This window comes from Candidatus Falkowbacteria bacterium (assembly GCA_013336275.1).
In the GTDB taxonomy this organism is placed as follows: domain Bacteria; phylum Patescibacteriota; class Patescibacteriia; order Patescibacteriales; family GWE2-39-37; genus JAAXUA01.
In genome coordinates, this window is sequence record JAAXUA010000002.1 from 218,184 (window position 1) to 243,883 (window position 25,700).

29 protein-coding genes are annotated in these 25,700 nt (G+C 51.0%); 23 read left to right on the plus strand and 6 right to left on the minus strand.

All coding sequences use genetic code 11. The annotated features are described in order from the left end of the window. The first annotated feature begins 1 nt into the window (after position 1). The 11 genes from HGA34_02605 to HGA34_02655 all read left to right on the plus strand — a co-directional run bounded on the left by HGA34_02605 (position 2) and on the right by HGA34_02655 (position 13,305). Positions 2 to 1,330 carry an ABC transporter ATP-binding protein gene (locus HGA34_02605; protein NTW22417.1) on the plus strand — a complete coding sequence of 443 codons (1,329 nt, stop codon included), beginning with the start codon at positions 2 to 4 and terminating at the stop codon, positions 1,328 to 1,330. A gap of 55 nt (positions 1,331 to 1,385) precedes the next feature. Beyond that, complete coding sequence (locus HGA34_02610; GenBank protein ID NTW22418.1) at positions 1,386 to 2,543, plus strand: ABC transporter permease; 1,158 nt, start codon at positions 1,386 to 1,388, stop codon at positions 2,541 to 2,543. Further along, positions 2,544 to 3,173, plus strand: coding sequence for a hypothetical protein (locus tag HGA34_02615; protein NTW22419.1), 630 nt, complete (start codon positions 2,544 to 2,546; stop codon positions 3,171 to 3,173). A 132-nt stretch (positions 3,174 to 3,305) separates the two neighbouring features. Beyond that, positions 3,306 to 5,039, plus strand: coding sequence for a hypothetical protein (locus HGA34_02620; GenBank protein ID NTW22420.1), 1,734 nt, complete (start codon positions 3,306 to 3,308; stop codon positions 5,037 to 5,039). A 208-nt stretch (positions 5,040 to 5,247) separates the two neighbouring features. After that, positions 5,248 to 5,865, plus strand: a complete 618-nt coding sequence (locus HGA34_02625) for a hypothetical protein (protein ID NTW22421.1) — start codon at positions 5,248 to 5,250, stop codon at positions 5,863 to 5,865. 22 nt (positions 5,866 to 5,887) lie between these two features. Beyond that, positions 5,888 to 6,976: a hypothetical protein gene (locus HGA34_02630; protein NTW22422.1), complete on the plus strand. Its 1,089-nt coding sequence runs from the start codon at positions 5,888 to 5,890 to the stop codon at positions 6,974 to 6,976. A 95-nt stretch (positions 6,977 to 7,071) separates the two neighbouring features. Further along, the gene (locus tag HGA34_02635; GenBank protein NTW22423.1) at positions 7,072 to 8,322 is read left to right on the plus strand and encodes a hypothetical protein; all 1,251 of its coding nucleotides are present in this window, start codon (positions 7,072 to 7,074) and stop codon (positions 8,320 to 8,322) included. Positions 8,323 to 8,354: 32 nt separating this feature from the next. Next, positions 8,355 to 9,377 carry a hypothetical protein gene (locus HGA34_02640; GenBank protein NTW22424.1) on the plus strand — a complete coding sequence of 341 codons (1,023 nt, stop codon included), beginning with the start codon at positions 8,355 to 8,357 and terminating at the stop codon, positions 9,375 to 9,377. 18 nt (positions 9,378 to 9,395) lie between these two features. Beyond that, the gene (locus HGA34_02645; GenBank protein ID NTW22425.1) at positions 9,396 to 11,189 is read left to right on the plus strand and encodes a hypothetical protein; all 1,794 of its coding nucleotides are present in this window, start codon (positions 9,396 to 9,398) and stop codon (positions 11,187 to 11,189) included. Between the two features lie 143 nt (positions 11,190 to 11,332). Next, complete coding sequence (locus HGA34_02650) at positions 11,333 to 12,511, plus strand: glycosyltransferase family 4 protein (GenBank protein NTW22426.1); 1,179 nt, start codon at positions 11,333 to 11,335, stop codon at positions 12,509 to 12,511. Further along, on the plus strand, positions 12,508 to 13,305 hold the full coding sequence (locus HGA34_02655; protein ID NTW22427.1) for an alpha/beta hydrolase: 798 nt from the start codon (positions 12,508 to 12,510) through the stop codon (positions 13,303 to 13,305). Before HGA34_02650 ends, HGA34_02655 begins: the two co-directional genes overlap by 4 nt. Positions 13,306 to 13,309: 4 nt before the next feature. Here the strand turns inward: HGA34_02655 and HGA34_02660 are convergent, their stop codons facing one another. Then, positions 13,310 to 13,903, minus strand: coding sequence for a DedA family protein (locus tag HGA34_02660; GenBank protein ID NTW22428.1), 594 nt, complete (start codon positions 13,901 to 13,903; stop codon positions 13,310 to 13,312). Positions 13,904 to 13,957: 54 nt separating this feature from the next. On the opposite strand from HGA34_02660, the gene HGA34_02665 reads away from it, so the two are divergent. The 6 genes from HGA34_02665 to truB are packed head-to-tail and all read left to right on the plus strand — an operon-like array spanning position 13,958 to position 18,830. Next, positions 13,958 to 15,208: an NAD(P)/FAD-dependent oxidoreductase gene (locus HGA34_02665; GenBank protein NTW22429.1), complete on the plus strand. Its 1,251-nt coding sequence runs from the start codon at positions 13,958 to 13,960 to the stop codon at positions 15,206 to 15,208. Then, positions 15,205 to 15,936, plus strand: coding sequence for an rRNA pseudouridine synthase (locus HGA34_02670; GenBank protein NTW22430.1), 732 nt, complete (start codon positions 15,205 to 15,207; stop codon positions 15,934 to 15,936). Before HGA34_02665 ends, HGA34_02670 begins: the two co-directional genes overlap by 4 nt. A gap of 17 nt (positions 15,937 to 15,953) precedes the next feature. Beyond that, on the plus strand, positions 15,954 to 16,418 hold the full coding sequence (locus tag HGA34_02675; GenBank protein NTW22431.1) for a PspC domain-containing protein: 465 nt from the start codon (positions 15,954 to 15,956) through the stop codon (positions 16,416 to 16,418). A 10-nt stretch (positions 16,419 to 16,428) separates the two neighbouring features. Continuing rightward, positions 16,429 to 17,448 carry a hypothetical protein gene (locus HGA34_02680; protein ID NTW22432.1) on the plus strand — a complete coding sequence of 340 codons (1,020 nt, stop codon included), beginning with the start codon at positions 16,429 to 16,431 and terminating at the stop codon, positions 17,446 to 17,448. 33 nt (positions 17,449 to 17,481) lie between these two features. Further along, entirely contained in the window at positions 17,482 to 18,123 is a 642-nt protein-coding gene (locus tag HGA34_02685; protein ID NTW22433.1) for a leucine-rich repeat domain-containing protein, read from the plus strand. Between the two features lie 2 nt (positions 18,124 to 18,125). Next, entirely contained in the window at positions 18,126 to 18,830 is a 705-nt protein-coding gene (truB, locus tag HGA34_02690) for a tRNA pseudouridine(55) synthase TruB (GenBank protein ID NTW22434.1), read from the plus strand. A gap of 43 nt (positions 18,831 to 18,873) precedes the next feature. On the opposite strand, the gene HGA34_02695 is transcribed toward truB, so the two are convergent. The 4 genes from HGA34_02695 to HGA34_02710 all read right to left on the minus strand — a co-directional run bounded on the left by HGA34_02695 (position 18,874) and on the right by HGA34_02710 (position 21,143). Next, positions 18,874 to 19,065: a hypothetical protein gene (locus tag HGA34_02695; GenBank protein ID NTW22435.1), complete on the minus strand. Its 192-nt coding sequence runs from the start codon at positions 19,063 to 19,065 to the stop codon at positions 18,874 to 18,876. 159 nt (positions 19,066 to 19,224) lie between these two features. Then, positions 19,225 to 20,466 carry a Glu/Leu/Phe/Val dehydrogenase gene (locus HGA34_02700; GenBank protein ID NTW22436.1) on the minus strand — a complete coding sequence of 414 codons (1,242 nt, stop codon included), beginning with the start codon at positions 20,464 to 20,466 and terminating at the stop codon, positions 19,225 to 19,227. Positions 20,467 to 20,484: 18 nt separating this feature from the next. Beyond that, positions 20,485 to 20,817 carry a thioredoxin gene (gene trxA, locus HGA34_02705; GenBank protein ID NTW22437.1) on the minus strand — a complete coding sequence of 111 codons (333 nt, stop codon included), beginning with the start codon at positions 20,815 to 20,817 and terminating at the stop codon, positions 20,485 to 20,487. Positions 20,818 to 20,879: 62 nt separating this feature from the next. Further along, on the minus strand, positions 20,880 to 21,143 hold the full coding sequence (locus HGA34_02710) for a metal-sensitive transcriptional regulator (protein ID NTW22438.1): 264 nt from the start codon (positions 21,141 to 21,143) through the stop codon (positions 20,880 to 20,882). Positions 21,144 to 21,360: 217 nt separating this feature from the next. Between HGA34_02710 and HGA34_02715 the strand changes: the two genes are divergently transcribed. The 4 genes from HGA34_02715 (at position 21,361) to HGA34_02730 (ending at position 24,193) form a co-directional block, all read left to right on the plus strand. Further along, the gene (locus HGA34_02715) at positions 21,361 to 21,909 is read left to right on the plus strand and encodes a hypothetical protein (GenBank protein ID NTW22439.1); all 549 of its coding nucleotides are present in this window, start codon (positions 21,361 to 21,363) and stop codon (positions 21,907 to 21,909) included. A 41-nt stretch (positions 21,910 to 21,950) separates the two neighbouring features. Beyond that, positions 21,951 to 22,844 (plus strand): phosphoribosylaminoimidazolesuccinocarboxamide synthase, encoded by an 894-nt coding sequence (locus HGA34_02720; GenBank protein ID NTW22440.1) that lies wholly within the window; start codon positions 21,951 to 21,953, stop codon positions 22,842 to 22,844. A 101-nt stretch (positions 22,845 to 22,945) separates the two neighbouring features. Then, positions 22,946 to 23,632, plus strand: coding sequence for a class I SAM-dependent methyltransferase (locus HGA34_02725; GenBank protein ID NTW22441.1), 687 nt, complete (start codon positions 22,946 to 22,948; stop codon positions 23,630 to 23,632). Positions 23,633 to 23,635: 3 nt separating this feature from the next. Beyond that, a complete protein-coding gene (locus HGA34_02730; protein ID NTW22442.1) occupies positions 23,636 to 24,193 on the plus strand; it encodes a hypothetical protein in 558 nt (185 codons plus the stop codon). Between the two features lie 26 nt (positions 24,194 to 24,219). On the opposite strand, the gene HGA34_02735 is transcribed toward HGA34_02730, so the two are convergent. Next, a complete protein-coding gene (locus HGA34_02735) occupies positions 24,220 to 24,573 on the minus strand; it encodes a copper-binding protein (protein NTW22443.1) in 354 nt (117 codons plus the stop codon). A 131-nt stretch (positions 24,574 to 24,704) separates the two neighbouring features. Here HGA34_02735 and HGA34_02740 point away from each other — a divergent pair, with 131 nt between their 5' ends. Continuing rightward, a complete protein-coding gene (locus tag HGA34_02740) occupies positions 24,705 to 25,175 on the plus strand; it encodes a hypothetical protein (GenBank protein ID NTW22444.1) in 471 nt (156 codons plus the stop codon). Next, positions 25,176 to 25,643 carry a 23S rRNA (pseudouridine(1915)-N(3))-methyltransferase RlmH gene (locus tag HGA34_02745; protein NTW22445.1) on the plus strand — a complete coding sequence of 156 codons (468 nt, stop codon included), beginning with the start codon at positions 25,176 to 25,178 and terminating at the stop codon, positions 25,641 to 25,643. Positions 25,644 to 25,700: the final 57 nt, after the last annotated feature.

The following is a 25,700-nucleotide window of genomic DNA, read 5'->3' on the forward strand; positions in this document are numbered from 1 at the left end:
TATGATCGAACCGCTAATCCGCATCAAAAACATGAGCGTGATCTATAACAAGGGCAAGGAAAATGAATTCCGTGCCGCTGATAACACGAGCATGGAAATCTACCCGGGCGAGTACATCATTTTTTTCGGCCCGTCCGGCTGCGGCAAATCGACCACGCTTTATACTATTTTGGGCGTGCTGCCGCCGACCGAGGGGGTGGTCATGGTCAAAGGCGAAAACCCCTACGCCTACACCGCGGAAGAGCTGGTGCATTATCAGACTTCCGTCATTGGCATCATGTACCAAGCCTTTTATCTCATACCGTCTTTGACCATCGCCGATAACGTGACCTTGCCGCTGATTTTCAAAGGCGTGCATCCCAGTGTCAGGAAAAAACGCGCCCAGGAGCTTTTGGACCGCTTCGGTGTGGGCAAACACGGCCATAAGCTGCCCGAAGCCTTGTCCGGCGGCCAAACCCAAAGAGTCTCGGTCGCCCGCGCTTTCGTCAACGACCCGGAAATCCTCCTGGCCGACGAGCCGGTCGGAAATTTGGACTCGATCTCGGCCGGACAGGTTATGGATACGCTGAATACGATCAACCAGAAAGACAAGAAGACCATCATCCTAGTTACCCATGATGCCAAATATCTGCCCTACGCGCACCGCGTGATTTATATCAAAGACGGCCGAGTGGTACGTATCGTGCCAAACCCGGAAAAGAAGCAGATCGCCCGCGTGGATCAGCAGAAGAACCTGATTACGGAGATGGAGCAGCTGGTCAAGGTTCATCCGTATCTGTCACCGAGCGAGCTTAAGGTGAAGAGCATCATCAATTATCTGACTCAAGATTTCACCTTCGAGCAGCTGCAGCGCTTGGAAGATATTTCCAAGCTGATGATCGATGGCAAGATGAATGCGGAGAATTTCAATGCGCTCCTGGTCAAGGAATTCAAAGACGGCGGCGTCGGGGTCAAGCCGGGGTTGGCCGAGGTCATGACCGAAAAGATCGAGAAGATTCTGGCTCAGTCCAAGGATATCCGCCGTTATCGCCGGCGCTTGGAACGCAACAATTTTTTCGACACCGATAAGGACCTGATCAATAAGCTGGCCAAGTACATGATGGACGAATACGGCCACGCCATTACGGTTATGCAAAAGAAACGCCTCAAGGAAACGGTTTATAACCGCGTAGCTGGACTGAAAAAGATGGATGAATTCTTGGAATCCTTGATGGCGCCGCTCGACCAAGGCGGTCTCGGCTTCGATAAGGATATGGCCAATCGACTGACCCAATATTTCGAGAAGCTGCTGATACAAGGCTTGGAGACCGAAGAAAAAGGAGAACATTAGCTTATAGATATCAATATATATGAGAGTCCAAGACACAGCCCGATTAGCGACGCGCATGTTCAAAACTAGGCCGGCCAGAACCTGGCTGACGATTCTTGGCATTGGCGTCGGTATTGCTGCCGTGGTCGTCTTGGTCGGTTTGGGCTACGGTTTGCAGGGAATCATCCTGGAAAAGATCGTTTTCGGCGAGGCTTTGTTGAGCTTGAATGTCAATGCTCCGTCATCGAAAGCGGTCATACTGGACAAGAAGAGCCTGGAGATGTTCGGGAAATTGGAACATGTCCAGGAGGTCGAGCCGATGACTAGCTACACTTCCTTGATCAAGTTCGGCGAACTGACGGGCAGCATCTTCGTGCGCGGCGTCAACGCCAATTACTTCAAATATGCCGGCGTGGTGCCGCTTGAAGGATCGTTGTTCGGCAACGGAGAGGCGAACAAAGTAATCTTGTCGACAGCAGCCTTGAAACTTTTCGAGCTGGAACCCAAAGCTATTCTCGGCAAGCGGGTCAATTTCAAGATTTTCGTGCCAGGCGCTAATCCGGACGATGTCCAGGAGGTGCCTTTGGGCAAAGAGTACGAAGTCGCGGGCGTAATCGATGATGCCTCCTCGATTTATGCCTTTGTCCCGCTATCGGAGCTGACTGCTAAATTTGCGGTCACTTCCTACGAAAGCGCCCGAGTCAAGGTCGAGAGCAACGAGTTCTTGACTGCGGCCGAAGATGCGATCATCAAGAAGGGTTTCGTGGTGACGGCTTTGTCCAAAACGGTCGAACAAGCCAACAAGATCTTCAGCGGCATCCAGATCATCTTAGCTATCTTCGGCGGCATCGCTTTGGTCGTGTCGGCTATCGGTATGTTCAACACCATGACCGTCACCCTAATGGAAAGAACCAACGAGATCGGTATCATGCGTACCATCGGCGGCTCGCCGACCAATATCAAGGTCATGTTCTTGTCCGAGTCGATCGTCATGGGCTTCTTGGGAGGCGTGGTCGGTATCGCCATCGGCGTCTCCGGCGGATTGTCTTTGAATTTCCTTTTGAACTCGATCGCCACTCGTATGGGCGGTACGGCCATCACCTTATTCCGCTTTCCTGTTCCTTTTTTACTGATGATTGCCGCCTTCGGCGCCGTCATGGGTTTTTTGACCGGTGTTTATCCGGCCAGGCGCGCCGCTTCCTTGAGTCCGCTAGACGCCATCAGATACAAATAAATGATGCTCGAGAATAAATACGCCAGAGTCGCCGCCTATGTCGTCTTGGTAATTCTTAACCTTATGTCGTTTCTGGCGTTGTACCAGGTTTCACAAGACGATCGCTTGCCACCGGCCGAGCAGGAAGTCGTAACAGAAGAGGGATCAGCCGGACAGGGGGTTATTTCTCGGATCAGCCGGCAGTTTTTCGGATTCGGCCAACCATCAGATGAAAAAACCGGTGCTGGTGCGGCGCAATTATCCACAGTGCCGAACGAGCCGAAATTTTCCCGGACTTCGTTCTTCTTTCAAGCCCCCTATATCGGCAGCCTGGCCATCCCGGAGTCCTGGGAAGGGAAATACGCCACCAAAGAAACAGGACAGTCGATCGATTTTTTATACGTCTTGCCTGGAGAGCCAGGCATCCCGATCTTCACGGTCGATTTATTAACGAAAAAAGATTGGGAAAAATTCAAGGCCGCCAATCAAGGCGCTCAAGTCATTAAGGACTTGCCGGAACACGTCTTCGTGGCCAGGATTCGCAACGCAACCACGACCGACCAGGACAGAGTTAAAGAGTATATAAGGATGACCGGTGAGGCCAAAGCATCTTGGAATAGCTTTCGGAGCCATCTTCAACCCAAAAATTAATTTAAGGTTAGATAAAAAAAAGTTGTTGTCACTAAAACGTAAAATGTGGTAAAATATCAATAGAGGATTTTCTTCAGGAATTTTTTTTCGTAACTTAGTTTTCAGATATTAATTTATTAATATTCCCCATGCATGTCGCAAGCAATTAAAAAACAACTCAAACGATCGTATCCCGTCGTGGCCGGTTTTTTGATTCTGAATATCGCCATCTCAGCCGTGTTTTTCAACATGCGCTTCAATCTTTTAGAAATCAGCTGGCTTAACGGTGCTCAGGCCCAGGATTCGGCCACCAGCTCTGTTACCGTCAAGAACGCGCCGCCGGCCTTCACGGTCAATGCAGCCGAAAACCCGACGTCTTCTTCAACTTCGCCGGTCAATGTCGGCGCTAATATCAGCTTTACCGGCACGGCCGATGACCCGGAAAATAACAGTTATTACTTGATTGTTTGCGATAGTACGGCTACGGCCACTCCTGGCGCCGGTGGCGCCGCCCCGACCTGCAGTGTCGGCAACACCATCAACTGCGTTTCCGGCTTGACTGGCGATACGGCTCAGGCAAGCTGCACCTACGGCAATGTGGCTGATCCTGGAGCTGAGACCAAGAACTGGGCTGCTTTTGTCTGCGATAATCACGCCACCCAGGCCCAGTGTACGACTGTCGGCAATTCCGGCTCAGGTGATTCCGGCTCTCCGTACTATGTCAACCATGCCCCTACCTTTACGGCAGTGGCCACGACTGATGACAACAAGGATCCTGGAGGCATATTTACCATCCAGGGCAACGTAGGCGATACAGATGCCCAGGGCGGAGTCGATACCTTGACCATGAGCGTCTGCAGTTCGAATAGCTGGTCCACCACCACCGGTTGTGCTGCCACCACATTCTGCACCGGCACCACGACCGGCGCTACGGTTTCCTGCACCTATACCAGCCCGGTTCCGATGGCTCATGGAACCTCTTCATATTATGCCTTTGTCAAAGATTGGCATCAGTTAGCCTCTGCCGCCAACTCGAGAACTAGCGTAATCACTACCAACAATGTCGCTCCTTCAGTGAGCAATATCGTCCTGAACGGCGGTTCACTCATTACCTTATTAAATAAGGGTGCCGGGCCAAAAACAGTAACCGCATCCTCATCTTCGGTTACGGACAATAACGGTTGTGCCGACTTGGTTGACGCCACCAGCACTATTTATTATTCGGCAGTCGCCGGCGGAGCCGACTGCACGGCCGACGACAATAATTGTTATAAGTCGGCAGCAGCTGCTTGCAACGTTTCTGACTGTTCAGGCGGTGTCGATACCGTGGCCACAGTAGTATGCAGCGCTGGCTTGGAATATCATGCCATCCCAACTGACATTTCCACGGGAAATCCGTACACTTCAAACGGCTGGATTGCTTCGATTTTTCCCTATGATGAAACCCTCTCAGCCAGTCTTGCCACAAGCAGTCCGGTCGACGTGTTTACTAATATGGCTCTAGACGTCTCTGAGGCGACAATTCCTTATGGCATCTTACAGGCTGGACAGAATACTGCCGGTTACAACGCAACCACCACAGTCATAAATTTTGGCAATTGTCCTTTGGCTAGCGATATAGATGGAACTTGGATGTCTAACGGCGGCAATCATATAGGGGAAAATAACCAGAAATTTGATCTCTCAACAGCCGTTTACGGGTCGCTTACTTATAATCTATCTTCCACGACGCCACAAACCTTGAACCTTTCTGCTCGACCAACCAGCGCGGCTAACGTGACCAGGCCAGTTTATTGGGGTATCAATATCCCGGCTTTGCTGCCCTCGGGTGATTATTACGGTACGAATACATTTACAGCAGGACTTTATTCCGGCGGAGTTTGGTAATAAATACAGTGAAAATTATATAAAGAAGCGCCTTAAGGGCGCTTCTTTTGTGTAAAACTTTAACCTTAGCCTAAATATAGCTCATAATATGCCCATAATTCAGGGGTTTTCTGCCTTGAAAAATTGTGTCGTATTATAGTATAATATAAAGGAATAATAATATATGTTTGAAGGATATATTTTTTTGTATTGGCCGAATTTTTAGATTATGACCAAAATCCAAATTGCAGTCTATGGCGCAATAGTTTTTTCGTTCTTTTATTATCTGATCAGATTCACTTTCGACCTGCTGTTGCGCGGTTTTGCCCCGGTTGTTTCATCGCGCCCCTGGGTAATCGAGACCTTGATTGATGAGCTGAAGAAGAATAAGATCAAGGAAAATCCGGTAATCTATTCCTTGAGTTGCGGCAAGTCCGGTTTTTTGTATTTTGTCGGCAAGGCATTCCCGAATGCCACCTTGATCGGAGTTGAAAACGACTTTCTGCTTTATCTGCTTGAGCGCATCCAGGTATGGATCAGGCTGCTTGATATCAAGGTCCTGTATGAGAAGCGGCTTTATAGCCTCGATGTCAGCAAGGCGAATGTGATCTACTGTTATCTCGGCATAGAATATTTGAGAGAGCTGCCGAAGAAATTCAAGTTCGAGTGCAAGCCGGGTACCTTGATCATCAGTGTCGGTTTTCCGATTCCTAACTTGCCAGAAAAAAAAGTTTTAGAGATTTCCCAGCAGCAAGGCCGCTTGGATTTCCTGTCCAAGCGCAAGATTTTTTCTTCGAAAAAGAAGGAGGGTAAACGCCCTCATCTGATATATGTTTATGAAATCTAATCACCGTTAGGCAATTATAATAATGAAAAGGGGAGCAATAACTAATCTTTTCGGTTTTTTCACGGTTGCGCTGTGCCTTTTGGGGTACGCTAAGAGCGCGTCTGCCGGTTTCGGTATCTCACCGCCATATCTTAAGAATCAGCAGCTAGTGCCTGGTTCGAGGTTCGAGCAGCAGATCACTTTGCTGCGTTCGTCGGCTGACGAGGACCTGAAGGCAACTATCAAGGTCAACGCGCCGGAAATCGCCCCTTGGATTACTATCGATAAGGGCGAGGAATTCGTCTTGCCCAAGGGCGAGGTGCAGGTGCCGATGATCGTAACGGTTAACGTGCCCAAGAGCGCCGAATTAGGCAACTACAAAGGCAGCATAAATATCAAGGTCGCATCGGCCAATGCTGCTACGGCCGGCGTTGCCATCGCCCTCGGTGCCCGCGTAGATATCGATCTGACTCTTACCAACGTCGCCAATAGCGACTTCGTGGTCAAGACAGCCGCCATCCCTGATTTTGAGATGCTTGAGTGGCCGTGGAATTGGAAGATCTTCAGTACCTTCCTTCATCGCGCCACAGTCGTCTTGAATATCGAGAATATCGGCAACGTCGAAACCGCACCATCAAAGGTCGCTTTGGAGATTCTCGACATCTCCAAGACCAAGACTTTGGAGAATCTGATGGACAAGTCGATTGATAAGATACCTTCATTCTCAACCAAGGAAGTTTCCGCCCATTTCCCGACCAAGCTAGGCGTCGGCCAGTATTGGGGCAAGGTCAAAGTCTATAAGGGCAACGATATAGTTAATGCCTATGAAATCGCCTTTACCATAGCTAAGCCGGGTGAATTGCCTAATGGCGGATTAAGCCTCGGTTTGTTGCCTTGGCTGCTCCTCGCCGGCTATATCGTAATCGCCATCATCGTTTTGTCTTTCCTGATCAAGATCAAGGTTTGGCGTTTGACCGGCAAAGGTCTGGCTCTGCTGCTCGCCCAGTTCTTCGCTCCGATCCGCCCGGTCGCCAGAGCGGTATCCAAATCGACCAACAGCATGAAGACCGGTTTCTGGCGCTGGGTTGGCACCAAGGTTTCCCAGCATAATGACCGCGATCGTCGCGACTAAGAAAATCAAGCGGTTGCGTCACGCAGCAGCACCTCTCTTATATATAGTCGGCGCGTGCCTGCTGGCCGGCCGTTCCTCATCTAGCTTTTTGCATTATGCGTTTTCGCCCGTTATCCATATTATTCTTGATTTTAGCCATCGGATTATTGCCATACCATAAAATCGCCAACGCCAGCACGGCTACCACCTCGGTAACCGTCCTCTTGGTTTGCGGTGATGGCTTGAAGGATGGCGGTGAGACTTGCGATACTAATGATTTCGGCGGTTTGACTTGCGGCAACTTCGGTTTCGATGACGGCGAACTGACCTGTTCCAACACTATTACGCCCGGCGATTGTTCGACGATCCTGACGCCATTCTGCAGCACTTGCGGCAACGGGATCAAAGAAGGCTTCGAGCAGTGCGATGGCACCGATGTCGGTTCGAGCACCTGCCAGATGTTCGGTTATAACACCGGCAGCCTGTCTTGCGCTTCCAACTGCAATCTGGTCATTACCGGGTGTGCCAGCGTCGGTTTGACCGAACCGGGCAACGCTGGTTCCCAGGGCGGCGGTTCGGGCGGCGGCGGAGGCACTGGCGGCGGCGGATTTCCAGCCGGCTTCATTCCTGGCTCCGAAGTCGCACCCAAAGCGACCAAGGTCGTAGTCAACGGCAAAGCCTATCCTGGATCCGACGTCAACATTCTGATTGACGGCAAGACTATCGGTATCGTTCGGGCCGATCCTAAAGCGGATTTCTATTTCGAAAGCGAAACCATAACTCCTGGCGTAATCGGTTTGGGGCTTTGGGCAGAAGACAGCAAGGGACTGAAGTCGGCCCTGCAAACCCTGACTTTCCGCGTCGCTTCCGGCGCGGTCACTACCGTTTCCGGAGCCTATCTCTCGCCAAGCATCGATATCGACAAGCCGACAGTCGGACAAGGGGAGGAGCTGAGGGTGTTCGGTCAGACCGTTCCGACGAGCGATGTCTCGGTCGTATTCCATTCAGCAACTGAGGTGGTCAAACAGACTCAGAGTTCGAACAAAGGCGAATGGACGCTCAATTTCAATACGGCACCGCTGGAGTCCGAGGCTTATCACATCGTCAAGGCATCATTCGAGCAGAAAGGGACTAACAATATTATCAAGAGCGGTTTTTCCAAAGCGGTAAGCTTCTATGTCGGCAAGGGCGGCTTCGCCCAGCCTTGCCCCAAGGCTGACCTGAACAAGGACAAGAAGACTAATTTGGTCGACTTCTCGATTTTGCTTTACTATTGGGGCACTGATAATACTTGTGCCGACCAGAACCGCAACAAGAAGGTCGACCTTATCGATTTCAGTATCATGCTATATAATTGGACAGGGTAACACAATTTACAATTATCAATTTACAACTCTCAATGAATAATGTGATAAAAACTCTCATCTTTGCCTTTTTGCTGGTCGTGCCGTCATTTGCTGCTCGTGCTGCTACCTTGTATTTCACGCCTTCTAGCGGAACTTATGGCTATGGCGATGTTTTCGCTGTCGACGTCAAAATCGATATAGATAGCGGTGACGAGTGCATCAATACCGTCCAGGGTGTTATCGGTTTCGATAAGGATTATCTTGAAATGGTCGATTTCAGCGGTGGCGAATCGATCCTCTCCTTATGGATCGACCTGCCCAAGACTGGCGACATGCCGAATATCAATCATGAAAAGATAGTCAAGTTCACCGGCGGCATTCCTGGTGGTTACTGCGGTAAGATTCCGGGTGATCCGGGCGAGAGCAATATCATCGGCAAAATCATCTTTAAGGTCAATAACTTCAAGGCGGACGCCGTGCCCAAGCCGACGGCTAAGGTTTTTTTCGTTGACAGCACCCAGGTGCTTCTGAATGACGGTCTGGGCACCGAGGCCAAGGTTGTTTTGAAGGAGGCCGAATTCACTGTCACTGAAAAGCAGGCGGAGTCGAGGAAGGAGTGGGACACCTTGAAGAATGACGATGTCATCCCGCCCGAACCTTTCGTTATAGAAATTCAGCGCAGCCAGTCGATGTATAATGGGAAAAATTATCTGATATTCAACACTACGGACAAGCAGTCCGGAGTAGACCATTACGAAGTCCTAGAGGCGAGATTTGATGATAGCGCCGACCGATCTTCCTGGTTCGGCTGGTTTGAAAGCAAGAAGGCTGACCCTGAATGGAAGCTCGCCAGCATCCCCTACATATTGGAGGACCAGTCCTTGTCAAGCAACATCAAGGTGAAGGCCATAGACAAGGCCGGCAACGAGCGGATTGAAGAATATTTCATCAAGGAATCAAAACCGGCGCCCAAATCATCTATGAGGTTCGCGCCTTTTGTGGTATTATTTATCATAGTGGCGCTTGCGGCCTGGCTCATTTTTCGGAAAGCCAGGTCTCGCAACCGCATCAAGTAAAGATAACAAGTCAAGGAGATGAATACTCATAAAAAAAATAGGTTTCTGGCCTTGTCAGCGCTGCTGGTTTTCGCGCTGTCCAGCTTTGGCCTCGTTTCGCCTGCACTTGCAGCCGGCGGATCGCTATATATCGCTCCGGCCAACGGCACTTACGTCGTCGGTGACAAGATTACGGTCACGGTTAAGGCCTATACCGGTGGCAACACCATAAACGCAGCCGAGGGCGTCCTGAATTTCGATAGGAATTTTCTGGAAGTTTCCGGCATCTCTAAGAGCGGGTCTATTTTTTCCATGTGGCCGGCTGAGCCTAGCTATTCCAACGGGGCCGGCTCTGTCAGTTTCGGTGGCGGATTGACTCCGCCAGGTTTCTCGGGGCAGTCTGGTAAGATCATTTCGGTGACTTTCAAAGCCAAAGCGGTCGGATCGACTCAAGTCAGATTTTCCTCGGGCGCCATCCTGGCCAATGACGGCAAGGGTTCCAATGTGCTCGAGACCATGGGCAGCGCCACTTTTAATATTTCAGCCAAGGATGGCGTCGTGCCGGATTCCGCCACGAAGGAGACAGCTGGCACCGGCAAACCATTGGTAGTCCAAGACCAGAAAACGGCAGTCATAACTGACGAGTACAACAAGCCGAACATAACCTCGGCAACCCATCCGGACCAGAATACCTGGTATGCTAAGAATAATGTCGAGTTTGCTTGGGAAATGCCCGCAGGCGTGACCGGAGTCAGTTATGATTTCAATAAGGAGCTGAACTTCGATCCAAAATCAGAATCATCAGGGCTGGTTTCTTCGAAAGCTTATGATAATGTCGAAAACGGCATCTGGTATTTGCATCTCAAACTATATGACGGCAAGAAATGGGGGACTGTCGATCATTACCGCGTAATGCTTGATAATGTGCGCCCTAAGCCGTTCACGATCAGGGTAGAGCAGACTGACGCCGGCAATTGGCCGAAACTGTATTTCAAGACCAAAGACGATATCTCCGGCGTCCAGTCGTACGAAATCTACGTTAACAGCTTGGAAGAGAATAAATATAGCTTGACCGAGGATGAATCGCAGGAAAATCTGAACATCGAACTGTCACAGCTCGGTTACGGCGATCATACGGCACTGATCAAGGTGATAGACAAAGCCGGCAACGAGACGGTTGAAACCGTCGAATTCACCATCCAGCCGATCGAGACTCCGGTCATCAAGAATTATGCCAGAGAAATCAAGCCATCGGATCAGTTTTTCATCAACGGTACGGCGCTGGCGAATAGTCTGGTCAATATTTACATCCAGGACAGCGCGGGCAGGATTGCGGCCAAGGTCGTCCATGGCGATAAGAACGGCAATTGGTTTTATCTGAATGATTCCGGTCTGAGTAACGGACGCTATTTCGCTTGGGCTGAGGGTGAAAACATCAATGGCTTAAAGAGCGTGCCCACCCAGAAGGTCAGCTTTCTGGTGACGCCGCCGGTTTTCGCCACATTTGGATCATTCGTCATCAATTACTTCACGGTCATTACCAGCCTTCTGTTCATGATCATCCTGATCGTCGCTTTGGTCATGCTGTTGAGCGGCAAGCTGCGAAAAAAACTGAAGAAGGAGACGGTTGAAGTCGAGGATGTGCTGCATCAGAACATGTGCGGACTGAAGCAGATGGTAGACGATGAAGTTTCACGGATCGACCAGTTCAAGCGCATCACCGAAGTCAGGAAAGAGGGCGCCAAGATGAAGCAGGCACTGAGGGAATCGATTGACACGACCGAGATGAAAATCCTGAAAGAGATAAAGGACGTAGAGGAAATCTTGAAATAAGCATCGAACAAGATATGAAAATAGCACCTTTCCATAATCCTGGAAAGGTGCTTTTATGAATTGTCAGGGTTTGATTTTATCCCGGCGTAGGAGTACAATATTAATAGGGATATTATTTTAATATTAGCGATTATTGTTAAATAATGACAGATAGAAAAAAACTTAACATCGCTATAGTTTGCGACCCCATAGGCGATTATAAGGCCGGGGTGCTGGTTTCGGCTTTGCGTTTCAGCAAATTATTGCAATCCAGGGGTCATAAAGTAGTCTTTATCGGCGCCAAGTCCCCTGAAAGCCCGGCCAGCGGGCCATATCAGGGGATTATGGCTTACCGGTTCCGCAGCCTACCTTTGCCCAAGTCCGGGGGTTGGCGTTTAGCCTTTCCCACGATCAGGGAAATCAAGGATGTCTTGAAGCGCGAGCAGATCGACGTCATGCACGTCTTTCTGCCCATGTCAGGCGCCTTGGTCTCGGTCAAGGCTGCCAGATCGCTCAAGGTAAAAATTGTCGCTCATTCACACTCGCAGCCTGAAAATCTGTTTATGGATGCTCCGAAATTCGCCCAGCCCATGCTGGCGAAAATATGGAACAGGTATCTGGCCTGGATTTACAGCAAAGCCGAGGTCGTCATCTATCCTTCGGAGTTAGCCCGCGAACTGCTCCACCATCTTTGCCGCAAGGATAAGTCTTCGGCCGTGATAAGCAATGGCATAGACACCGATGAATACAGGCCGCAGCCGTTCGGAAACTTCCTTGAACGCAACAAGTTGCCAGCCACGTCGTCCAGGCTGCTTTTCGTAGGGCGGCTGTATCCTGAAAAATCCGTCGGTACCTTGATCGAGGCGGTGCCGCAGATCATGGAGGAGCAGCCGGATGTCCATGTCATGATAATAGGGGAGGGGCATCAGCGACCGAAGCTGGAAAAGCTATCTAAGGAGCTTGGCGTCGCCGAAAAAATATCGTTCATGGGACTAGTCAGTGAGGAGGACAAGCTAGCGGCTTATAACGCATGTGATGTCTTCGTCCTGCCCTCATTGGCCGAACTTGAAGGCATGGTTGTTTTAGAAGCTATGGCTTGCGCCAAGCCGATCCTCATTTCCGATGCCAAGATGAGTGCTTCCCGATTCTTTGTCGATGGCAATGGCTTGCTTTTCGTCACTGGCGATCCGCAGGACCTGGCCCGTCAGGCGCTCAAACTGCTTGCTGACAAGGATTTGCGCAAGGCTATGGGTGAAAGGAGCTTGGCCATGAGCCGGGAATATGACATCCGTGAAAGCGTCAACAAGATGGAGCAGACTTATTATTCAGCCTTGGGCCTATGAAAGAATATTATCTTGAATCCAGAGGCATATATTATCGCACTAGCGAATTTGAGCCAGGGCGCAAGACACTGGTTTTCGTCCACGGCCTATCGGGCAGCTCTTCGGCCTGGCTTAAGTACGAGAGCTTATTCGAGAATGAGTATAATGTCATAACCTTCGATCTGCGTGGCCACGGCCAATCTGCCAAGCCGAAAAATTACGAAGACTACGCCATGTCGCTATTCGCTGACGACCTTGAAGGCTTGGTCAAGCATCTCGGACTCGAGGGTTTCGTGCTGATCAGCCATTCATTCGGCACATTGATAGCATTGGAATACCTTAGCAAGAACCAGGAATCTGTAGACAGGATAGTTTTTTTGAGCCCGGATTTTGCTGTCAAAAAAAGGCTGGTCTCGCAGCTTATTCGCCCGCTGCTTTTAGCCACGAGTCTGTTCAGGCTGATGCCGTTCAAGCCAGCCGCTGGGAAACATATTGATTATGAACGATATCCAGGGTCGGGTGACTGGAACATTCCGCGAATGATCGCCGATGTCGGCAATACGACCATGCGCGTCTATCTTTATTGCACGCGCCAGACCTATGTCCCGGACTGGGGGGACTTCCTCCCCAAGATCATTAAGCCGACCCTGATCATCCATGGCCGCAAGGATTCTATCTTTCCGGTCAGGAATTCATTGGTGATGGACCAGAAAATAAAAGACACCAAGCTTGTCATCCTGCCCGAGGCAGATCATATCTTGGTGCTTAATAATTTTGCGGAGGTTTCGCAAGTAATCAAGGGGTTCGTCGGCTGAGATATCAGATTTTTTCTTCGTATTTCTTGGCGAAAAGAACCATTAGTCGATAGCCGATGAACAGCAGGATGGCAATGCCAGAGGCGGCATAGCCGAACCAGTCAAGGTAGAGGCTGATACTCATATAAGCCTGGCCGAAGAAGTAGCCGATCAGCAACAGAATCAGGGTGATTGGGAAAGATCCTAGGGAGCTGTAGGCAATGAATCGTTTAAATGGAACTCGGCTGGCTCCTGCGGCGACCAGGAAAACCGGACCGATGCCGTGGGTTATTTTGGAAATCAGGATGGTCTTGCCGCTATGCTTGCGGTAGTGGCTTTCCATGGAAGAAACTTTGCTGGCAGAGATGCCCAAGAGATGGCCCCAGCGGTCAAAAAAACGCCGTCCGCCGAAGCGCCCGAGGGCATAGTAGAGACAGTCGCCGGTGATGTCGCCCGCGACCATGATGAAGTAAGCGATATAGATATTGATAATCTGGTTAGCTCCAAAAAAGCCGGAGATTACGGTGATAATCGGGCCCTCAATGACGGCAATAGGGAAAAGCAGGGCATAAAGGGTAGTCGCCGGCAGGGTAATGAGTTTGGCAAGGGGAGTAATCATATAGTTTCCTTTATTCTATCAAGAAAATCTTAATTTACACAGGGTCAGGACAAAATGAAACATGACGTAGCGATTATTGGCGGAGGACCAGCAGGCCTGATGGCGGCTGGACGAGCGGGCGAACTTGGCGCGCGCGTGGTTCTGATTGAAAAGAATAATCGCGCCGGCATCAAATTGCTGGCGTCAGGCGGCAGCCGCTGCAACATCACCAACACCTCGGATGAGCCGAGGAGTATGGCGGCCAAGTACGGCAAAAACGGCAAGTTCCTTATTTCGGCCCTGCATCGCTTCAGTCCTGAATCGGTGATGGATTTTTTCGAGCGTCGGGGGGTCAAGCTCAAGACTGAGCGCGCCGGCAGGGTGTTTCCGGTCAGTGACCGTTCACAGGACGTGCTTGACGCTCTTTGGAAATACATCAGGCATCCCGGTATCGAGTTCAAAGGCGGTTCGCCGGTCAAAGACATCGTGGTTGATGGGCGGAGAATTTCCCGAGTCATTCTGGCCAACGGCCAAGCGATCGAGGCGGACCAATATGTTGTCGCCACCGGCGGCAAATCGTATCCGGCAACCGGTTCCTCGGGTGATGGCTGGGCATGGCTCGATTCGATCGGACATCAGATAGTCCCGCCATTGCCAGGATTATCGCCTATCATCCTGGGCGGCCCGGTTGTTTCTGAATTGTCAGGCTTAAGCCTTCACGACGTAGAGATATCCGCTTATGCCGGCAAGAAACGCATCGACAAGCGCTTCGGCGATGCGATATTTACCGGTAATGGCATGAGCGGTCCGGCCATTCATGACTTGAGCAAATCGGTCAGCCAGGCGCTGCCAGGCAGCACCGAGATTTCAATCGATTTCTTTCCCGCCCTGGAGCAGTTCAGGTTCGACCATCGCTTGCAGAACGATTTCCAGATCAATAACAATAAGCAATTCAAGAATGGGCTCTCGACCTTGCTGCCGCCGAAGATAATCCCGGTCATAATCAGGCTCTCCGGAATTGATCCGGAAAAGAGAGTCAACCAGATCACCAGGGAAGAGCGGTTGCGGCTCATCGGTTTGCTTAAGGATTTGCGTTTCAAGGTCCAGGGCGTTGCCGGATTCGACAAGGCCATAGTCACGGTCGGTGGAGTGTCTTTGTCTGAAATAGTGCCCAAGACGATGAGGTCGACACTGGTAGAAAATCTGTATTTGGCCGGCGAGGTGTTAGATCTTGACGGTCCGACCGGAGGATATAATTTGCAGATGTGCTGGAGCACGGGTTTCGTGGCCGGTGAGAGTGCCGCTGCCGCTAGTTTGAAAATATGAACAAAGAAAAGGATATCTACCCTGTAATCATCAATAAATATCTGGCGTTGAAAAAGATTAGCAGCCGCAAGGAAGCCGACCGGCTGCTTAAAGCCGGCAAGATTAAGGTAAACGGCAAGCTAGCCGAACCGGGCCAGATGATCAGTTCTGCCGATGAAGTCGAGGTGGAGATTAATAAAAACTTCATCTACCTCGCCTACCATAAGCCCAAAGGCATAATTACCCACAGCCCTCAGGGCAAAGAGAAGAGTATCGCTGATATTTTCAAGGCCAAAGAGAAAGTTTTTCCCTTGGGCCGTTTGGACAAGGCTTCTTCTGGCCTGATTATCCTAACCAATGATGGCCGCATCACTGAGCGGCTGCTCAGTCCGGACGTCTGGCATGAAAAAGAGTATGAAGTCGCAGTCAACAAGAAGATTGATGAAAAAATGCTCAATCAGCTGGCTCGCGGGGTGAGACTGGATGACGGCTATCAGACTAGGCCTTGCCAAGTGAGAAAACAGGGGGAAAAGAAGTTCAGTATAATATTGACTGAAGGCAAGAAGCACCAGATCAGGCGGATGTGCCAGGCGCTGGGTTATCACGTCGATGAGCTCAAGCGGGTCAGGATCGTCAATATCAGGTTAGGGGATATAAAAATCGGAGGATCACGCGAGATAAAAGGCCAAGAGCTCGAGAAATTCCTCGGCTTGGTCGGATTACATAAGCCATTGCCAAAGGGGGTTTAATAAGCTAACTAAAAAGTATGACAGAGCAATCGAACAGGCCAAAACGTTCGCGCGCAGATCGCATCATCTTCGGTGTTTGCGGCGGCTTGGCCAATCATTACGAGCTTGATGCGACCTTGATTCGCATCCTTTTTATCCTGCTGGCCCTGACCAACGGTGTCGGCATCGTCCTTTATCTGATTCTAGCTATCATGATGCCGCTCGAGGACGGCACGGAAGAGGGGATAAGCCGTGAGGCAAAAGCTAAAGAACTGGCGGGAGAGATCGGCCAGAAGGCTAAAGCCCTGGGTCAGGAAATGAAGGAAAACCAGACGTTGCGCTGGCGTTCAAGAAATGTGTTCGGCGGGGTGGTGGTCTTCATCGGCGTAATCATGCTTCTGGAGAGGGTCGCTCCATTCGTTTTCCACTGGGTCAATTGGGGCGTAATCTGGCCGCTTCTGATAATTTTCTTGGGCCTTTACTTGATCGCTCATAAGGATTAAGCGTAAAAATATGAATTCTAACAACAATAATGCTGCCGAGCAGCCGAAAGCGGCAGAAGAAAAGATCCGTGAAGTGCACCACCATCATTATGGCAGGCATGGTTTCAATTTCGGGCGTCTTTTGTTCGGCTTGATCGTCATCATGTTCGGCCTAGCCTTCTTGGCCAGGAACGCCGGCTGGCTGCCGTATGACATCCGCATCGATTGGTCTCTTTTTTGGCCGATCGTAGTCATTTTGATCGGGTTATCCCTGATGTCTGGTTCTGGCTGGGTCTCGGCTATCATCGGTACGATCGTGACTGTGGCTGTATTGGTCCTGATCGGCCTGATGTTCTGGAGCGGGCCGGCCAGCTTCGGGCCGACCATGATGCGCAGCCGCGGATATTGGCAGGAGCAGCGTCCGGCAATCGGTAGCGTGCCATATTCCATCAACAGGGAGGCGGAGGCTAAGCGCGCCAATATCACGCTCAGGGGCGGAGCAGGCAGGATGGTCGTCCAGGGCGGGACCGAACAGCTGATTGAAGGCAAGCTAGAATCGAACTTCACCGAAATCGCCACCAGTTCCAAAATCGCCGATGGCCGACAGGAAGCGCTAGTAGAGGCTTCTGGCCGGGGAGGCATGATGATGGGCGGCTGGAAAAATGACTTATCAGCGGTGATCACTAAGGATATCCCAGTCGAACTGACGATAGACGGAGGGGCGGCTTCGCTCGAACTCGACTTGACTCGAGTGATTGCGGAGTCGGTCAAGATCAACACCGGAGCCTCGTCGGTCGATCTATCCTTGGGGGACAAGCCGGCTTATGCCAAGATTGACATCAATGCTGGCGCAAGTTCGGTTGACATCGAGGTGCCGAAAAACGTCGGCGTAAAGGCTGTTTTGAAATCAGCCCTGACCAGCGTCGATCTTCCTGGATTCGATGAGATCGGCGACAATGTTTATGCGACTAAGGATTTTGACAAGGCAGATAAGAAAGTCGAGTTGAACCTAGAGCTGGGAGTGTCCAGCGTCAGGGTCAATCTAAAGTAAATCGGATCGATCCTGTTAATACTAAATTATCACATGAAAAAGAATTTATTACTGTTCGCAGCATTCGGCATCTTATTGTCCGGTTGCAACATCGTGAACACTCAACCTCGATCGACTGACGGTATCGGAAAACCGGCAGGGGACAATAATCCAGCCGTTACATCTGGCAGCACTGTCGATTTGAGCGGAAAAAACATGTCGAGCTTATCAACTGCCATTTTCAATCAGTCAGGCGTGACTTCGTTTAACGTTTCCGGCAACCGTCTCACTGGCGCTTTGCCCTCGGAAATGGGCAAGTGGAAGGGCCTTGAATCTCTTGATGCCAGCAATAATCAGATGACCGGCATTCCGGCCGAAATCGGCCAGCTGCGCAACCTTAAGGTTATCGATTATGGCAAGAACCAGATCGATACCATGCCTAATGAAATCGCCGAACTGGCCAACCTTGAGCGTCTTTCGCTAGCAGGGAACCTGTATCGCGAAGTGCCGCAGACGCTGTTGCAGCTGCCTAAATTAGGCACGCTTGACCTGTCTGGCAACCGGATCGCTAAATTACCGGAGAATCTTCTTGGCTGGAAGAATCTGCGTGTCTTGAACCTCACTGGCAACCCTTTGGCATCATCCGAAATCGAACGAGCTCGCGGAGCATTGCCTAACACCGAAATCAATTTCTAATCATGGCGGCACCTACCAATCAAGCGTCGAAGCCGAGAATTTTCGGTGTCTATAAGCCGGTCGGTCCGACTTCGCATGATATCGTCAACCGGATTCGTCGAGTGACCGGAGAAAAGAGGGTCGGCCATGCCGGTACGCTTGATCCGCTTGCGTGCGGAGTTTTGGTCGTGGCGGTCGGCCGCGAGTCGACAAAACAGCTTCAAGCGATAGTTGAGAGCGAGAAGGAATATGTGGCGGGCGTCCGTATAGGACAGGGCAGTACCACCGACGATGCCGAGGGTGATAAGTCGGACGGACCGATTATCGACCCGCCTTCGGTAGAAACAATAAATGAAGTTTTGCAAAAATTCGTCGGAGAGATCGAGCAAGTTCCGCCGGCCTACAGCGCGATTAAGGTCGGCGGCAAGACGGCGTACAAGATGGCTAGAAAAGGCCAGGCATTGGAGCTTAGGGCCAGGACGGTGCTCATCAAGGAAATTGAGCTGCTCGGTTGTGAGTGGCCGGAGTTGAGCATCAGGGTCGTGACCGGCCCAGGGACCTATATCCGTAGCCTGGCTCGAGATATCGGCGAAGCCTTGGGCACGAAAGCTTATATGTCTTCTCTGGAACGTACTCGTGTCGGTCAGTTCCGCAAAGAAGATGCTATTCCTGTTGAAGAGATAATGATGCTGTCCTCATCATCACTTGAAGAATATTTGAAGAACTGATGAGGCGCCCATTAAAAAATCTCGGCCTTTTGTCCGAGATTTTTTAAGCTTCTATTTTTGCCAGGAGCCAGCTGAAGGGCTTGTATTCTTTCAGTTCCTGGACGATCTTTTTGCCGCCTTCGTCTGTTACCAGATTGAGGCCGACGACCAGAAGGATGATGCCGGGGATGATCGGCAGGATCAATCCGGCAAAACCGATCAGGATGATGAAATAGCCGAAGATTAGTCGTGCCATAGGTGTAGTTATTTAATAGACACTTAATTATACATTTTTTTGAGATTTTGTCAAGACCTAACCCATGAGTTTGTTTAATGTAAGCCAATAAATAATAAAAATTTTATCAATAAAAAGAGACCCGATTCTCGGGGCGCTTTTTATTCTTGTTTTAAAAGTTTAGCTTTTGCCGCGATCGGCCATAGCTTGGGCCACTCTTTCAACGGCTAGGGCATAGGCACCGAGACGAAAAGTCGTGCCGTATTTTTCCTTTTCAGCCCAAACTGATTCGAAGGCTTCGTGCATCATCTTGCTGAGTTTCTCCAGGACCTCTGACTCCTCCCAATAGTAGCCGTAAGCATTCTGTACTTGCTCCAAATAGCTGACGGTCACGCCGCCAGCATTCGCCAGGATGTCGGGGACGATTACGACGCCTTTTTCGTTGAGTATTTTTTCGGCCTCAGGCGAAGTTGGGCCATTGGCCATCTCGATTATCAATTTAGCTTTGACTTGGTCAGCATTTTTTGCAGTAATGGCATTTTCCAGAGCTGCGGGAATCAGGATGTCGACATCATATGTTATGACGTTATCAGGATCGTCGTTCTCAGTTCCGATGCAGTCGGCGACTGAGCCGGAACTTTCTTTGTGCCGGCGCACCGCTTCGACATCCAGGCCCATCGCGTTATGGATGGAGCACTTGGAATCGCTGACGGTCAGTATTTTATAGCCAGCCTCCTGTAAGAGCTGGGCCATGTGGCTGCCGGCATTGCCGAAGCCTTGGATGGCGATGGTAGCGTGCTTCTTCAGTCCGAGCTTGTGCGCCGCAGCTTCAAGGACGTAAAACGCACCTTGGGCCGTGGCGTAGTCGCGCACCTTGGAACCGCCGATCGATAAAGGCTTGCCAGTAATAGTACCGGGGCGGTGAGCGCCTATAATGGTTTCGTATTCATCAAGCATCCAGGCCATGATTTGGGCATTGGTATTGACGTCGGGGGCCGGAACGTCGAGGTCGGGACCGATATTGCGGTGTAGGGCACGAATGTAACCGCGTGACAACCGCTCCAACTCGCCCGAAGAAAGCTCTCTGGGGTTGACGATGATTCCGCCTTTGCCACCGCCGAGGGGCAAGTTTAAGACGGCTGTTTTCCAGGTCATCCAGGCTGAAAGCGCCTTGACCTCGTTCTCGTTGACGCCCGGGTGAAAACGGATGCCGCCCTTGTAAGCGCCTCTCGCGCTGTTCCATTGCGAACGGAAGCCGGTAAAGACGCGAGTGGTTCCGTCATCCATTCTGACCGGAATCGAGACTTCGATAAATCGCTCCGGTGCCTGGAGTTGGGCGAAGATATTCGGATTAATTTTTAGGAAATGATTAACCTGACCTAGCTGCTCGAGAGCAGAGGCTAAAGGGTTGTAATTTTGCATATTTGGATAAGTTAGGGGTTAAGCGATGGCTTCGGCCAATTCCTTGGCAAAGGTCTCTTGGTCGCGGTAGCCGACGAATTCCTTGACGACCTGCCCGTTCTTGAAGAGTTTCATATTGGGAATGCTTTGGATGTTGTATTTGCCAGCGAGTTCGGCGTGATCCATGTTTTCGACATCAAGCTTGGTGATCTTGATTTTGCCATCAAGCTCCGTCGAAAGGTCGTCCAGTATCGGGGCCATCATGCGGCAGGGCCCGCACCAAGGAGCCCAGAAATCGACCAGCACAGGCAGGTCGGATTTGATGACTTCATTTTCAAAGGTTTTGTCGGTCAGATTGATTGTCTTGCTCATAATCTCGATTATTTGTTATTTCTTTAAGATACTAGCAGTAGATTAAAAATTCATTAATTTGATCATTTCATCTTTATGATGGCTTCGAGGTGCTTCTTATCTATCGGTTCACCGCGATCCAGGCGGCAGAGAACCTCATTTTCCAGAAGCTCCATGGCCAATCCGGCGGCCGCCTGCTTCACTGCCGACAACTGGGTAATGATGCCGCTGCAGCTGTCGCCTGATTCGATCATCCGCCTGACACCCTTGATCTGTCCCTCGAGGCGCGCTAGGCGGTTCAAAAGTTTTTTGACCGACGGATCTTCGGCCGGAATAATCTGCTTCATAGTTTGTTGTTTATATACCCTATGGGGGTATACTAGCAGATGCTGGAAAGCTTGACAAGTGGGTGGCGGAAAAAAGCTTGTATTTTGCCGGTTTTTCCGTTATATTAGCTTAGCATCCTTGGAAACGAGGTTTGTTATTTTTTTTGGTCTTTAAACAAGCGAAGTCAGGCATTAGAAAAAAAGGAAGTCAAATCCAGGAACAATGAGAGGAGGAGGTATGAACGAAATCGACATCAGGGTAATGATGGGCAGCGAATCGGATGCGGAACAGGCCAATAAGGTACTGGCCATACTAAGGAAGATCGGCGTGACCTATAAGGTTACGATCGCTTCTTGCCACCGCAACATCGGCGGCGAGTTCGAGGAGCTGGCCAAGACTATCGAAGAACGGGTAATCTTGATGATCGGCGGCATGTCATTCGCCGCACCGGGCATTATGAGCTCGCTCTTGCGCAACGGCGGAAAGCTCGGCCATGTCATCATCGCCGTCCCGCTCGACGAAGCAGCCAGAAGCGCCATCGAGGACCTGCCCAAGGGCACGGTCGTGTTAACCTGCGGCCTCAACCGGTCGAGCGTGAGCCACAGCATCGAGAACGCGACCTTGGCCGCCGTGCAGCTCAACGCCATTTTCAGGCTGATCGAGAACAAGCCGCAGCCGATGATGAATTACGCGGCCTATGTCGACAGTACCGCCAAGAAGCTCATCCAGGAAGCCGTACTCGACGAGAACGGCCTCATTCCGCTTCCGTCCAAAAACAAGCCGTAATCCTGGCCAACTAACCGCAGCACCCACCAAAGGAGGAGTACATGAACAGACTGCCATTACTGCAAACCGATTTTCCCGATCTGAAGCTGGCTGGCCGCGGCAAAGTCCGCGATATCTACGACCTGGGCGAGACATTGCTGATCGTCACGACTGACCGGATTTCGGCCTTCGACGTCATCATGGGCGAACCGGTGCCGTCCAAAGGCTACGTCCTGAACCAGCTGTCCGCCTTCTGGTTCGATCAGATGGAAGAGATTATCCCGAACCACATGATCTCCATCTGCACGGACGATTTCCCTGAGGAGTGCCACAAGTACGCCCATCTCCTGGCCGGCCGTTCCATGCTGGTGAAGAAAGCTCAGCCTTTAGCGGCCGAGTGCATCGTACGCGGCTACATTTCCGGCTCCGGCTGGAAGGATTACAAGGCGACCGGGTCCATCTGCGGCATCAAACTGCCGACCGGCCTGGTCGAATCCGACCGCCTCGACGAGCCGATCTTCACCCCTTCGACCAAAGCCGAGCTCGGCACCCACGACGAGAACATCTCGTTCGACCGCATGGTTGATCTGGTCGGGTACGACATCGCCTGCGACGTCCGCCGCGCCAGCCTCAACATCTATTCCCGAGCTCGCGACATCGCCAACACCAGGGGCATTATCATCGCTGACACCAAGTTCGAGTTCGGCATTTACGACGGCCAGCTGATCATCATCGATGAGTGCATGACCCCCGACTCCAGCCGTTTCTGGCCCAAGGACCAGTACAAGCCTGGGGGACCGCAGCCTTCTTTCGACAAACAGTTCCTGAGGGACTACCTCGAGACGCTCGACTGGGGCAAAACCGCACCGGCACCGCCGCTGCCTCCGGAAATCGTGGCCAAGACCGCCGAGAAGTACATGGAAGCTTTGACCAGAATCGCCCGTCCGCGCAAATAAGCGGCAGAGCAAAGACGCTTTAAAGCCGGCTCCTCTTCTGGAGCCGGCCTTTTTCTTTAGATTCAATATGGTAAAATATAATAAATTGGAGCGATACGCACATGGCACAGAAACAGGTTTGGGAAAATGAATACCGGTCGCCGCAATTGGTGACCAAGGGCGAGGAGCCGCAGAACGATGTTTTGCGGCTGTTGCGCGTGCTCAAGAAAAAATACGGCCTCGAACAAACTGGACTAAAGGTCCTGGACTTGGGCTCCGGTACTGGCCGTAATGGCAATTACCTGGCCGAATTAGGCAATTCCGTAGTTGGCGTCGAGATCGCCCCGACTGCAGTAAGGCTGGCCCGGGAGCGGGCGCAGGCTCTCGGTGTCTCGGCTGAATATCATGAGCAAAGCATGGCTGACCGCCTGCCCCTCGAAGATTTATCGGTAGACCTGGCAATCGATATTACCTCATCTAACTCTCTTCTGTCAGCTGAAAGGGAAGCCTATTTCGCTGAGCTGGCAAGAGTGCTTAAGCCGGGGGCGTTCCTGGTTCTGAAGACGTTATGCAAAGAGGGAGACAAAAACGCCAAGGAGCTTCTGGTAAAACAGCCCGGGCCCGAGCCAGACACTTATGTTATGGCCGAACTGGGGTTGACTGAGAGGGTCTTCAGCCGCGAAGACCTGCTCGCTCTTTACACCCGTCATTTCGAACTGCTTCATCTCGATAAGAAGAGCAGCTATACTCGCATGAATAACCGCAGTTACAAGCGCAACTTCTGGTTGGCCTTGTGGCGTAAAAAATAAGATATGGTTATCCGAAAAAGCAAGCTCATTAGTTGGTTCATTTTTTCTGTATTTCTAGCATTGGCACTAGGGGCGTGGCAGCTGACGCGTCCAACAACGGGCTATCAGCGCGGATTTTTCGGCGGCGATGCCGGCGAAAGCCTCGGCGTTGTCGGCTTGATACTGATCATATTGATTTATGCCCGCACGCTATTGAAACTTTTGCTCGCCAACGGCGGCTTTTGGCAGCGGCTGCAGCCGCTTAACACTAACCCGCTGCCCTTGAAAACTCTGTTGGGCAGGGCGCTTTATTATCTCAACAAAAGCCACGGCTGGCTAGGTGCCTTGGCCGTGGCTTCTATTTTCGGGCATTGTTATCTGACTGGCAGTTGGCGGGACAATCTTGTCCTGCAAGCGGTACTCGTGCTTATGGCATGGCAGGGCTTTTGGGGGCTGGTACTAAAGATCAAGTACGTGCCGGCAGATCTTAAGAGCCGCGGCTATCTTTGGCACGCCCAAGTCTACAGCGGCATCGTCTTGTTAGTCTTTGCCGCTGTCGGGCATCTGCTATTGGACGATTAAAAAACCCGCCGGGAGGCGGGCTTTTTTTATTGGACGATCACTTTTCCTTTCATATCGGGATGCAAGCCGCAGGCGTAGTCGTAGCTGCCGGATTTGCTGAAGAGCTGTTTGTGTATACCGTTGGCTGGCATCGTGGGTGAAGATAGTCCTTGGCCTTTAATGTTGTGGGAAACTGAGTCGCGGTTGGTCCAAACGATCGTGTCGCCGGCGTTAATCGTGATCGTTGCGGGCTGGAAGGCGAAGTTCGTGATATCGATAGTCCTGGTGGTCGGCGACTGGTTTTGCCCGGCAGGTTTGCCCGGCGTCGTTTTGCTGGCAGCGCTGCCGCATCCGGTGGCCAGAACCAAGGAGAGCAGGCTGATGATGATGGTTTTTTTCATGATGTTTGTTTAGTTGCCATTATTATAACACGAAACCGCTACCATGTCTCATTGATTATCAACGAAAAAATGTGCTAGACTGTGTGAAAGGCCGAGAGCCTGTATTTTATTATTAAAAAGCGATAAAAAATATGAAAAGCTTGCAGGAAGTTTTCAATCAGATCCAGGTGGTCAAAAAACAGCAGAAAGATATCAGGTCCTCATATAGAGACGCCCTGGCAAATTCGCAGGAATTCCAGCAAGCCAAGGATCAGCTCGAGGCCTTGAAGCTGAAAAAGAAGCAGATCGAGGACGCCATCAAGCTGGAGTATGCCAGCGAGCTGAACAAATTAGATGAACTCAAAACCGAACTGGAAGAGCAGACCACCATGCTTTCGGATATCGCCCTGACCAAATTGATGAACGGCGAGCAGATCGAGGAGATAGTCGACACCAAGAATCAGTCTTACGAGCCGATCTTGTCGGTCAAATTCAAGAAGAGCGACGTGGCTAGGCAAGAAGAAACCGCAGCGGTCAAATCTACTGCGGCTGATGAGTTCGAGGATCCGGAGCCATTAAGAACGACCGCCAGCTTTTTGGAAATCAACCCCTCATTAGACTAGATGCTGTCACCTGTAACAATAGTCGCTTTCGGCAAGGTAAAAGAGGCTCATTACGTGGCTGCCGTTTCGGAATACCTGAAACGGCTTAAGCCCTATGCCAAGGTTGAAGTCGTCGAACTCAAGGCCGAAAGCTTTGCAGAAGACAACCACCAGAAAACGAAAAGGGTAGAAGCCGAACGCTTGCGGGAATATCTGTCAGGCCGCAAGCAGACAGCGGTAATGCTTCTAGATGAGCGGGGCAAGGAATATACTTCTAGCGAGTTATCGGAGTATTGGCAAAAAATGGACCAAGAGCTGGTCCTGGTAATCGGCGGCAGTCTCGGTTTTGCACCGGAAATACTGACTGAGCACAAGAATCATCTGGCCTTGTCGCGCCTGACTTTGCCCCACGAACTGGTGAGGGTAGTCTTGGCGGAGCAGCTCTACCGTGCAGTCACAATTGCCATCGGCAAGACCTATCATTATTAAATTTTGACGGTCGCTCGGCCTATTTGACAAAAATTAAAAATTGCGGTATAGTTTTTT

Excerpts from the sequence above, each read along its gene's own strand:
- HGA34_02605 (NTW22417.1), top strand. The coding sequence starts at position 2 with ATGATCGAACCGCTAATCCGCATCAAAAACATGAGCGTGATCTATAAC.
- HGA34_02610 (NTW22418.1), top strand. The coding sequence starts at position 1,386 with ATGTTCAAAACTAGGCCGGCCAGAACCTGGCTGACGATTCTTGGCATT.
- HGA34_02615 (NTW22419.1), top strand. The coding sequence starts at position 2,544 with ATGATGCTCGAGAATAAATACGCCAGAGTCGCCGCCTATGTCGTCTTG.
- HGA34_02620 (NTW22420.1), top strand. The coding sequence starts at position 3,306 with ATGTCGCAAGCAATTAAAAAACAACTCAAACGATCGTATCCCGTCGTG.
- HGA34_02625 (NTW22421.1), top strand. The coding sequence starts at position 5,248 with ATGACCAAAATCCAAATTGCAGTCTATGGCGCAATAGTTTTTTCGTTC.
- HGA34_02630 (NTW22422.1), top strand. The coding sequence starts at position 5,888 with ATGAAAAGGGGAGCAATAACTAATCTTTTCGGTTTTTTCACGGTTGCG.
- HGA34_02635 (NTW22423.1), top strand. The coding sequence starts at position 7,072 with ATGCGTTTTCGCCCGTTATCCATATTATTCTTGATTTTAGCCATCGGA.
- HGA34_02640 (NTW22424.1), top strand. The coding sequence starts at position 8,355 with ATGAATAATGTGATAAAAACTCTCATCTTTGCCTTTTTGCTGGTCGTG.
- HGA34_02645 (NTW22425.1), top strand. The coding sequence starts at position 9,396 with ATGAATACTCATAAAAAAAATAGGTTTCTGGCCTTGTCAGCGCTGCTG.
- HGA34_02650 (NTW22426.1), top strand. The coding sequence starts at position 11,333 with ATGACAGATAGAAAAAAACTTAACATCGCTATAGTTTGCGACCCCATA.
- HGA34_02655 (NTW22427.1), top strand. The coding sequence starts at position 12,508 with ATGAAAGAATATTATCTTGAATCCAGAGGCATATATTATCGCACTAGC.
- HGA34_02660 (NTW22428.1), bottom strand. The coding sequence starts at position 13,903 with ATGATTACTCCCCTTGCCAAACTCATTACCCTGCCGGCGACTACCCTT.
- HGA34_02665 (NTW22429.1), top strand. The coding sequence starts at position 13,958 with ATGAAACATGACGTAGCGATTATTGGCGGAGGACCAGCAGGCCTGATG.
- HGA34_02670 (NTW22430.1), top strand. The coding sequence starts at position 15,205 with ATGAACAAAGAAAAGGATATCTACCCTGTAATCATCAATAAATATCTG.
- HGA34_02675 (NTW22431.1), top strand. The coding sequence starts at position 15,954 with ATGACAGAGCAATCGAACAGGCCAAAACGTTCGCGCGCAGATCGCATC.
- HGA34_02680 (NTW22432.1), top strand. The coding sequence starts at position 16,429 with ATGAATTCTAACAACAATAATGCTGCCGAGCAGCCGAAAGCGGCAGAA.
- HGA34_02685 (NTW22433.1), top strand. The coding sequence starts at position 17,482 with ATGAAAAAGAATTTATTACTGTTCGCAGCATTCGGCATCTTATTGTCC.
- truB (NTW22434.1), top strand. The coding sequence starts at position 18,126 with ATGGCGGCACCTACCAATCAAGCGTCGAAGCCGAGAATTTTCGGTGTC.
- HGA34_02695 (NTW22435.1), bottom strand. The coding sequence starts at position 19,065 with ATGGCACGACTAATCTTCGGCTATTTCATCATCCTGATCGGTTTTGCC.
- HGA34_02700 (NTW22436.1), bottom strand. The coding sequence starts at position 20,466 with ATGCAAAATTACAACCCTTTAGCCTCTGCTCTCGAGCAGCTAGGTCAG.
- trxA (NTW22437.1), bottom strand. The coding sequence starts at position 20,817 with ATGAGCAAGACAATCAATCTGACCGACAAAACCTTTGAAAATGAAGTC.
- HGA34_02710 (NTW22438.1), bottom strand. The coding sequence starts at position 21,143 with ATGAAGCAGATTATTCCGGCCGAAGATCCGTCGGTCAAAAAACTTTTG.
- HGA34_02715 (NTW22439.1), top strand. The coding sequence starts at position 21,361 with ATGAACGAAATCGACATCAGGGTAATGATGGGCAGCGAATCGGATGCG.
- HGA34_02720 (NTW22440.1), top strand. The coding sequence starts at position 21,951 with ATGAACAGACTGCCATTACTGCAAACCGATTTTCCCGATCTGAAGCTG.
- HGA34_02725 (NTW22441.1), top strand. The coding sequence starts at position 22,946 with ATGGCACAGAAACAGGTTTGGGAAAATGAATACCGGTCGCCGCAATTG.
- HGA34_02730 (NTW22442.1), top strand. The coding sequence starts at position 23,636 with ATGGTTATCCGAAAAAGCAAGCTCATTAGTTGGTTCATTTTTTCTGTA.
- HGA34_02735 (NTW22443.1), bottom strand. The coding sequence starts at position 24,573 with ATGAAAAAAACCATCATCATCAGCCTGCTCTCCTTGGTTCTGGCCACC.
- HGA34_02740 (NTW22444.1), top strand. The coding sequence starts at position 24,705 with ATGAAAAGCTTGCAGGAAGTTTTCAATCAGATCCAGGTGGTCAAAAAA.
- HGA34_02745 (NTW22445.1), top strand. The coding sequence starts at position 25,176 with ATGCTGTCACCTGTAACAATAGTCGCTTTCGGCAAGGTAAAAGAGGCT.